The organism is Hallella bergensis DSM 17361, from assembly GCF_000160535.1.
Lineage (GTDB): Bacteria > Bacteroidota > Bacteroidia > Bacteroidales > Bacteroidaceae > Prevotella > Prevotella bergensis.
Window position 1 is genome coordinate 980,253 of record NZ_GG704780.1, and the last position, 8,520, is coordinate 988,772.

10 protein-coding genes are annotated in these 8,520 nt (G+C 35.3%); all 10 read right to left on the reverse strand.

The window, feature by feature from the left end; all coding sequences use genetic code 11:
* Positions 1-5: 5 nt before the first annotated feature.
* A complete protein-coding gene (locus tag HMPREF0645_RS03685; RefSeq protein WP_007173520.1) occupies positions 6-1,145 on the reverse strand; it encodes an EpsG family protein in 1,140 nt (379 codons plus the stop codon).
* Positions 1,146-1,157: 12 nt separating this feature from the next.
* The gene (locus tag HMPREF0645_RS14420) at positions 1,158-1,451 is read right to left on the reverse strand and encodes a glycosyltransferase (RefSeq protein ID WP_083793802.1); all 294 of its coding nucleotides are present in this window, start codon (positions 1,449-1,451) and stop codon (positions 1,158-1,160) included.
* Positions 1,355-1,735 carry a glycosyltransferase family protein gene (locus HMPREF0645_RS12960; protein ID WP_007173522.1) on the reverse strand — a complete coding sequence of 127 codons (381 nt, stop codon included), beginning with the start codon at positions 1,733-1,735 and terminating at the stop codon, positions 1,355-1,357. Before HMPREF0645_RS12960 ends, HMPREF0645_RS14420 begins: the two co-directional genes overlap by 97 nt.
* Positions 1,736-1,943: 208 nt before the next feature.
* A complete protein-coding gene (locus HMPREF0645_RS03695; RefSeq protein WP_007173523.1) occupies positions 1,944-3,473 on the reverse strand; it encodes an MATE family efflux transporter in 1,530 nt (509 codons plus the stop codon).
* A 9-nt stretch (positions 3,474-3,482) separates the two neighbouring features.
* Positions 3,483-4,448 carry a glycosyltransferase family 2 protein gene (locus HMPREF0645_RS12965; RefSeq protein ID WP_007173524.1) on the reverse strand — a complete coding sequence of 322 codons (966 nt, stop codon included), beginning with the start codon at positions 4,446-4,448 and terminating at the stop codon, positions 3,483-3,485.
* Positions 4,432-5,352 (reverse strand): polysaccharide pyruvyl transferase family protein, encoded by a 921-nt coding sequence (locus tag HMPREF0645_RS03705; protein WP_007173525.1) that lies wholly within the window; start codon positions 5,350-5,352, stop codon positions 4,432-4,434. The genes HMPREF0645_RS12965 and HMPREF0645_RS03705 overlap by 17 nt, the downstream gene beginning before the upstream one ends.
* Before the next feature lie 127 nt (positions 5,353-5,479).
* Complete coding sequence (locus HMPREF0645_RS13615; RefSeq protein ID WP_156777832.1) at positions 5,480-5,776, reverse strand: hypothetical protein; 297 nt, start codon at positions 5,774-5,776, stop codon at positions 5,480-5,482.
* 55 nt (positions 5,777-5,831) lie between these two features.
* Positions 5,832-6,737 (reverse strand): glycosyltransferase family 2 protein, encoded by a 906-nt coding sequence (locus tag HMPREF0645_RS03710; RefSeq protein WP_007173528.1) that lies wholly within the window; start codon positions 6,735-6,737, stop codon positions 5,832-5,834.
* A 37-nt stretch (positions 6,738-6,774) separates the two neighbouring features.
* Positions 6,775-7,758, reverse strand: a complete 984-nt coding sequence (locus HMPREF0645_RS03715) for an O-fucosyltransferase family protein (protein WP_007173529.1) — start codon at positions 7,756-7,758, stop codon at positions 6,775-6,777.
* A 243-nt stretch (positions 7,759-8,001) separates the two neighbouring features.
* Positions 8,002-8,520 (reverse strand): DUF418 domain-containing protein (locus tag HMPREF0645_RS13955; RefSeq protein ID WP_007173530.1); only part of this gene is annotated, 519 nt, incomplete at its 5' end.

Genomic DNA, 8,520 nt, shown 5'->3' on the forward strand with positions numbered 1-8,520 from the left:
TTATATTATTTGTACAACTTATCATCGGTATAATTATAGTCATATTCAAACAGTTCATAAATAGATCCATTACCCGATGGTTCACCATTTGTTAAGAATGTTTTATAAGGCACATTGAGTGACTGCCAAGCAATAGTGATACGCAAAAAAAGTAAGAAACACACCGTAATGACGAGTGGTTTGATCCAAGGCTTTCGATGAGGGAGATGACAAATATGTGTGAGCATATAGATAATACCCAAGAAGAAATACCAGCCAAAGCGTCCTCCTTGTCCAAAACGCATAAAGAAAAGAAGTATGCCACAGAATATAACTGTCATATTAAGAAATACAAGCGTTTGTTTGGTAGGTACGATTTTCCTGTAGTTAGTAAAAATAAGCCACAACAAGAACACACTCTCCAAGACATACTCTATACGGAAGCCTTGGTTTTCTGAAGTATAAGCTGACGTTCGTCCTGCCATTCCTGCAGCTTCTCCCGATGATGCCAATAACATGTTGGGTAACGGGGTCAAACCTAAGAGTAAAAAGACTGCAACAAAAGCGAAAATGGTCGTTGGACTATATTTCCGGATGGGCAAAAAATACATGAGCGCAAAAATTAGTGCGGAACCATGAAATGTGTAAGCCAAGAGTACAAGGGCAAAAAACTTGATTGGCTTTCGCTCCCAAATGTATCGCACGGCTAACCACACTATGCCTACTGCAAAAACTTGACGAAGATAGGTCATCGTAAAATAATAAAAGAAACCGAGAAACACTATAGTTGCCAAAGGATAGTCTTGTATATATTGCTTGAAAGAGAAGAAATAGAGCGTATAAAGAGCCAATGTGGTGATGAGAATAAAAATATACCTATTCTGCGTGACAAACGATACAATCACCTGCCAATAGAAATAGCCAAACTCCTTGCCCTGCACCAAATAATACAATCGCGCTAAATTCCGCCCACCTCGCATTTCTTCAGCTATGGTGTCAAACACCTCTCCGTATATATAGCGGTCGTAACCACCAATCATATCGCCCAAGCCCACAAACAAAGAAACATAGAGAAAGTAGGCTATAAGATATTTATCTGACCGTTTGTCTTTTAAAACAAAAAAAAGAATAAAAGCTACAATGAAAACTAAAAGATAGGGAAACATAGCCTTAAAATGTTATAGGAACTTATATAATTTCTGCACCTCACTCGAATTATCATGTATATGTGTTTTAAGATAATCTACATATTTTTGCCGTAACAGCCCATCTTCATAAAGATTAAGAATGGCATGTGCCAAGGCATTGCCATCCATTGCGCAGATATTGGCATTGACTCTATCTTCAAATTGGGCACTTACGGTAGAAAAATTGGTTACGATAATAGGCTTGCACAGTATTTTCGCCTCATCAAGCGCAATAGATTTACCCTCGAAACGAGATGGGTGTACATATATATCAGCTTGACGTATGTATGGATAGGATTAGATTGAACGCCAACAAATTTGAAATACTTTTGCAGACCTTTACGTTTTACCTCTTCTATCCATTTAGATTCTGTAATAGCACCTACAAATAGCCATAAAAAATCAATCTCATTATTTTTAAGTATATCTACAGCCTCGATTGCAAAGTCTATTCCCTTGTTGTAACACACGTGTCCTACAGTAACTAATGTCAAGTTATGTGGGACAAAATTATCAATATCTTCTTCAGACAATCGCTTTATAAGCTCAGGTGAAGATATATTCTCCATCTTAGATATTTGATTATGACAATTCGGGAAATATCGTCTCAGGACTGCGACACATGTATATCTACCAAGCATTTCCGCCGTTCCAACAAAAGTCCCTATAGCCAAGCAATAGAGCGTAAAGAAAGACTGTGGATATTTTGTTTCGTCCTAACTCTAAAAACAAGAATAAATATAAAGATAAATATAACAATATAGGGTAACATTCCTCTTATGCTTTTATTTTAAGGATGTGAAGAAAATTCGCTTTTAAAGTGAGACGCGTCTCATGATTGAGCATTAGTCTGTAAAATAAAATACCAAAACATGCACTATAAAGAACCGTCACAATCATTAAACGCGCAAAAGATTCACTTATGACAAGATGTTGAATTAAAGAGCAAACGACCGTTGAACAGAACATTATTGTCACTAATTTCGAAAGTTTTAAAATAATGTTTGTTATTCGTATTTGTGGTATCACTTGTTTCAAATTGGAAAGAGCTACAACAAAAATCGCACACTCGGTAAATGTATAAACTAAGAAAGCCCAATTGGCAGACATTCCAAAGCGAAATAATACGTATATCAAGAAAATAGATACCAAACCTAAACTACTGATATGGATTGAATTTTTTTTAACCCTCGACGTTGCTTGTATAGCTATTATCACGATATAATTAAGTAGTCCGATAATACTGCCCAACAATGTGATTTTACAGAACTCTACAGAATGTTCCGGTACTTTCACCAACCACAGTTTCAAAACGTAGTTCATTTCCAAAAAGATTGGAATAGCGATTAACGAATACATCGCTACTGCATACTTCATACAAAGAATGATGTTTGACTGCAGGCTTACAATATCCTGATTTGCATAGTTTTTGACGATTTGTGGACGAAATGCTGTAACCACATTGATTGTAAAACTATACACATTCCCCGCTACCATCGTTGCAATATTTCCCGATGCATTTACAGCTACTCCGAAAAATCTATTGATCAATAAAACAGTACCCTGCTGGCGTGCCACATTAGCAAAAGAAGTGAAAAACGTGAAACTAGCAAAAGATAGGATATCCTTAAAAAGTTGTCGATCCCTTACGTACACAAAATGGCATTCTGGAAATCTCATCTTACAATATACTCGGTAACCTATTGCCGTAAACAAATTAACCAAAAATATGAGTATTGCATATATGATTAGTCTGTCTATTGTAATCCAAAACAAAGATATGACAATGATTAATCGAAGAAAATCGCTGATCCCCCCCCACAAACTCATGAATCCCATTTTTTCATTCGCAGCTATCAAGGCATTGTAGGGAACTTGAGTAATATTAATTATAGCTACCAATATAGACATTTGGTACACCCAGTGGGCTGCCATCATTCTTCCCTCTGGTATGATCAATTTGCTACACACATACCATAAGCCTATGGTCTCGGCACAGAGTATGGTAAAACATGCAATACATAGATGGACAACAAAGACTGCAGTATAAACTTTCTTCTGGCTATCCAAATTCCCTTTGGCCAATTCATATGTAATGTATCTGGAAGAGGCACTGCTCATGGCCATATTCAGAAAAGAAATAAAGCCTACAATTCCGCCTACGACACCATATAAGCCAAAATCGTTAACCCCAAGGGTTTGCAAAAGTACACGAGAAATATAAAGTCCTAAAAATAGACTGAATATTCCTCTTAGATACAGATATACTGTATTTTGTGCAATAACTCTTTTGGTACTTAAAGCCATTTCCTTAAATTATGACATCAGTTGCTGCCTTATTTTATTAGCAGCATTGAACATCGGGAACAAAATCGGATACTGCAACATTTTACAAAGCATTTTCTCCTTTATGCCTATTGCATATTTCGCCCCCTCTCGGCCTACCTGCTTTACAAAGTCAGACTGCAATAAATCACTATTATGGAAACACGCTGATGACAATGTAAATATTGCATTTGCATAATAAGCATGCGAAAATTTTTGGAACAAATGGTTCTCTTCCAATATACGCCTTACGCTTTCAAGTTGATGTTTCAAAGGCAATACTGACACAAACTCATAATTATGTGTAGCAGAAGATTCATTTTCTATATAAACATATACAAGGCTATTATTGAGCCCTATTCTTTTTGCTTTAATACCAAGGCATAGGTTCATATAAAAATCTTCGCCAAGAACTACATCATTATCCAGATGAAATGTTTCCTCTCCAAAAATTTCCCGGCGATACAAACTGCCAACAGGTCCGCCATTGCATTTTGCTGCAAACAGGAAGCTAATAAATTGTTCTGAGTCGAATACCCCTGTTTGTGGAAAAAATGAAAAAGTTTCCTTCTCTCCGCCAACAGGGAGAAATTTACGGGCACATTGAACAATATCCAATTGATCGGTAGTTGCTATGCTGACTAAAGTTGATAACGATGTTGATGGAATATAATCATCAGCATCCACAAAGTTTATATACTCACCTCCTGCTTCTCTTACACCAAAAGCCCTTGCAGAATTTGCACCTCCATTTTTTTTATGGAAAACATTGATTCTATTGTCCTTTTCTGCAAATGACTTACACAAAGATAGTGATGAATCTTTACTTCCATCATCAACAAGAAGAAGTTCAAAATTCGTATAGCTTTGTCCCAGTATGCTTTCAACACATCTTGTGATTTCTTTCTCAGCATTATAAACAGGTACTATTATCGAGATCTTAGGTGTATTTTCCATCGTTTGAAATATGAAGCTGAAAAGGACAAGATTGTATCAAAGGAGCCAAATCAATAGTTATCGGCTGGTAGTGCTTGGCTACATCTATAGCAAGATCAAAATCAGAGAACTGATGAACAAATATAGCTTTGTCTGTTAAACGATCTACAGATGAAAAATAATCCAGAAATTTGAATCCTTTTCCAATTACGCCATCCGAAAATTCTATCCACACATTGGGAATATGATAAGCATCGGCAACGATTATTCCATGTAACGAACTGGACAAAATACATTGACATTCATTAATTTGGTCTATGACATCATGCCAATCATTATATTTTCTCATACTAATCAATTTTATGTTAGAATGACATGATAAATATTCTTTTAATATAGGATTCTGTTCATCACAAATATGTGGGATAATTCCTACATTGTATTTCTTAGTCTGAGAGGGACAATAGATATATGGCAGCAACAAAGCGGGATCGCCATATACTTCAGGACACTCAATATGGTTTTCCAAAAGAACCTGACGAGTCAGCTTCCCCCTTACAGCCATTATCCTATATGGTTTTTCTTGGGGTAAATGATCCTTGGAAATCATGCCACTTCCCCACACGATAGTATGTTTGTCAGCAGCATGAAAAATAGAGCCTATCATCATATAATTAGGCTGACGCAACACATGAGATAACAACGAAGCATTATAATCAATAATGTTTTTGTTAAACAATTCCTTCGCAAGATGAATGTTCAGGTCATCACCCCAATTAAAAATATGCGTTCTTCCCCAACGTGAATCCAAACATCCATTTAATACCAAACCATCCCTATGTCTGACTCTTAGAAAACATTCAACAAAGAAATAAGGAAGATATCTTGTAAAAAAATAATAAATGAAAATCAGAGACTTCTTCATTGAATTGACTCGATAAAATCTTCATAGGAATGAAATGGTGCTTTATAATTCCTTACCCAATTATTGTATGCTTTTCCTACTCGCTGTTTGATAGGAATATCAGGATAGTTATTCATATTGGTAGAATCTATGAAATAATAGTAACTGCGCCCGAACTATTGATATATCCCCATCCCATATTTCGAAAAACAAAATTTGCAAAATCATGAGTCATGATACAATAATGAGTATTAATATCAACATCATTGCCTATGGAAATTAAACTTGGACGAGTCAAATCTATTCTTGTGCTCCTTGGTTCTCTGAAAATGACATTTTCACCTACCTGAACATGGTTTTTCTGTAGAAATTTAATAAAGTTTCTACTATTTCTTATAGCATTGATTTTTTCCACTAAGTATAATAAACGAGAAAATATATTCATGTCCCAACGTTTTATATGCTATCAAATTATACAATTATCTTCTTCGTATGTTATTTCAGCACGATGATAGCCTATATTTGCGAAACCTGAGATACCAACGCAATAGTATACTGCCACCATTATGCTCTAATCCCCAATCAATTATCTCTTTTTCATCTTTTATTCGGTGCTTTGCAGATGCATAGTATTTATATGTTAAAGTGAACTGATTATACCACCAATGCTTAGGCCGTCGAATTATATGTTTCCCCTCTTCTAAAATTCGACATTTTTCTTGAAGATTTTGGAGGAAATAGGAGCCGTTGTCGCATGAACGGTTGTCACCATGTAGTCTATATATCCCTATGTTTTCAAGAAATATAAAGGCATTACCAGCCAACAAACTCCTCATATAAATCGAAGAATCATTCATTGCTTTCATATTCTCAAATCCAGCCTCCAACAGTTTACTTTTCCTAAAAACTGCTGGAAAAGTTGATAAAGGCTTACTATATTTAAATTGAAAATTACTTAAATACGATTCTTTTGTTATAAAACCTGAAATGTTTAAAGGAGATTGCGTTATTCTCCCATCCTTTTCATGCTTGATTTCTACATTTGAGGCAACGAAAGATAAAGATTCATCTTCATTTAGTTTATTTATAGCTCGCTTGAAAAAATTCTTATCAGTATAATAATCATCATCATCCATAAAAATAACAAAATCTCCATTTGTTCTTTTAAAGCCTACGGAATGATTGTACAACAAACCATAATTTTTTTTGTTCTTTATAAAAACTAAAGATACTTGTGATGGAAACTGCAAATGTTCAACCATTGAAACTGTATCATCAGTAGAATTATCATCTATTATAATCAACTCTAATTCTACATTCTTTTGGCTAATAACACTTTTTATTGCTGTTTCAAGCATCATTCTCCTATTATAGGTAGTAATTATAACACTGATTAAGTTTTTCATTGTAATATGTTATTATTTTCAACAAATTATATTTAACTTAAAATGTCTTTCTTATAAAATCAACACCTCCTATCTTTGCTGCATACTCTGGGAATGCACTCTTCCACATTCCCTCATGCCATAAGCTATACACTTTTTGGGCATGGGCAAGAAGATAATAATCAGTAAACAACTTAATGTTTTCGCTGTCATCTGTTTTTCCCGAAGTGTCAATATGTTTTACAGTTCCCGGCACAATGTATATGCTGGGAATTTGCTTAGTGGCATATTGGATGAAAATCATCGAATCAGAGGCAAGCATCACCCTAAGAGAAGGAAAATTCTCTGTTTTATGCTCATCAATGATTTGACGAATAGCTCTAGTTGCCTTTTGCATCAATTGTAGTTGTTTATCATGAGGCAAAACCGGGTTAATAGCAGTCTCATTCCGATCACCCAACAGATTAAGGAAACGAGTATGGACTGCAATATATGTTGTCCCTATTTCTTTTTGGTAGAAATCAAGGTGTTGTTGAAGATAGGCTGTGGGCTTGAACAGCTCCCGATAAAGTTCTCCCCAATCATATTTTTTACCAAACCGTGCATTAATCTCTGTAAGAGAATTGTAGCCGTAATAAAAGTGGCTCTCACGCTTGCGGTTTTTCATCAGTCGGACCGGAGCGTAACACTCACCGTAAAGAAACAAGGGACGGCTTTGTGGAAAATGATAGACAATGTCGTTATCCTTAATTCTCCAATCGTATGAATTAGGCTCCAAATATTTCTCTAAGCAAAACGGATAAGTCCAATGGATCCTAAAATCCTTATGTTGGGCTTGTGCTACAGCATAAACGGAAATGAGACCTTTCAACCGGTCAAACATCCCACCATGTCCGACTCGTCCGTCCACCATAAAAATATATCGATCATTATTATCTGTGTGTTTGGAACAAGACTGACGATAATACTTAATTATGAGATTGGGCTCACGGTAAAAGATATCTATCAAGCGTATTATCAAATTTCTGATATTAAAGTTCATTGCCTAATTTTAGTTCTGTATTTTCATCGACACACTATTTTCTCTGACTTCCTTTCTTGTCCTATTGCACTTTGATCACAACTGGAGATATATCATTAGAAACATATTATTATAAGAAGAATTAAACTATTTGTCGCATGAGTTTGCTTGGCGCTAAAGAAACTAGACTTTGGTCTCCTCGAACTAATCCTATCATGATTTTAAATAGCTGATAATTGTTATTCTTTCTGTACATAAATAGGTTTATTGGGAATATTGCCCACCATAAAACATATTATTTACCCATCGTATTCTTGATGTAAATCTTACTATATAGTAGGAGATAAAGGTGAAAACGATGCCAATAATAGGCAGTATGACCAAATCTTCAAGAACTCCTATTTCAGAAACCTGAAAACATGGAATAGCAACAGCTAAGCGTTCAAGCACGAAAATCTGAACGACATAGATGCCCAACGTGTATTTTCCTATATTCGACAACTCATCTATCATTTTTGATGGTGAGGCAATAGAACATACTGTTTTGCATATACCTAAACATAGCATTGAACCAGCTAGCCCTACAATATATTCCATAACGATATAGGTCGGCATCGATATAATAGTTTGTAATGTTACTTTATCCACAGCTTGGCCTTTTCCAAGTAAGATTAAAAGAGTAAACACTATGAGTGACAGGTACGTTATTAGCTTTGTGTGTTTATCGTACCATTGATAATGTTTTCGCAAAAAATATCCGGTCCAAAAGAATAGAAGATAATA

Bases quoted from the DNA above. Each gene is read 5' to 3' on its own strand.
- HMPREF0645_RS12960 (WP_007173522.1), bottom strand. From the start codon at position 1,735: ATGGAGAATATATCTTCACCTGAGCTTATAAAGCGATTGTCTGAAGAA.
- HMPREF0645_RS12965 (WP_007173524.1), bottom strand. From the start codon at position 4,448: ATGGAAAATACACCTAAGATCTCGATAATAGTACCTGTTTATAATGCT.
- HMPREF0645_RS03685 (WP_007173520.1), bottom strand. From the start codon at position 1,145: ATGTTTCCCTATCTTTTAGTTTTCATTGTAGCTTTTATTCTTTTTTTT.
- HMPREF0645_RS13615 (WP_156777832.1), bottom strand. From the start codon at position 5,776: ATGAATATATTTTCTCGTTTATTATACTTAGTGGAAAAAATCAATGCT.
- HMPREF0645_RS03710 (WP_007173528.1), bottom strand. From the start codon at position 6,737: ATGAAAAACTTAATCAGTGTTATAATTACTACCTATAATAGGAGAATG.
- HMPREF0645_RS03715 (WP_007173529.1), bottom strand. From the start codon at position 7,758: ATGAACTTTAATATCAGAAATTTGATAATACGCTTGATAGATATCTTT.
- HMPREF0645_RS03705 (WP_007173525.1), bottom strand. From the start codon at position 5,352: ATGAAGAAGTCTCTGATTTTCATTTATTATTTTTTTACAAGATATCTT.
- HMPREF0645_RS03695 (WP_007173523.1), bottom strand. From the start codon at position 3,473: ATGGCTTTAAGTACCAAAAGAGTTATTGCACAAAATACAGTATATCTG.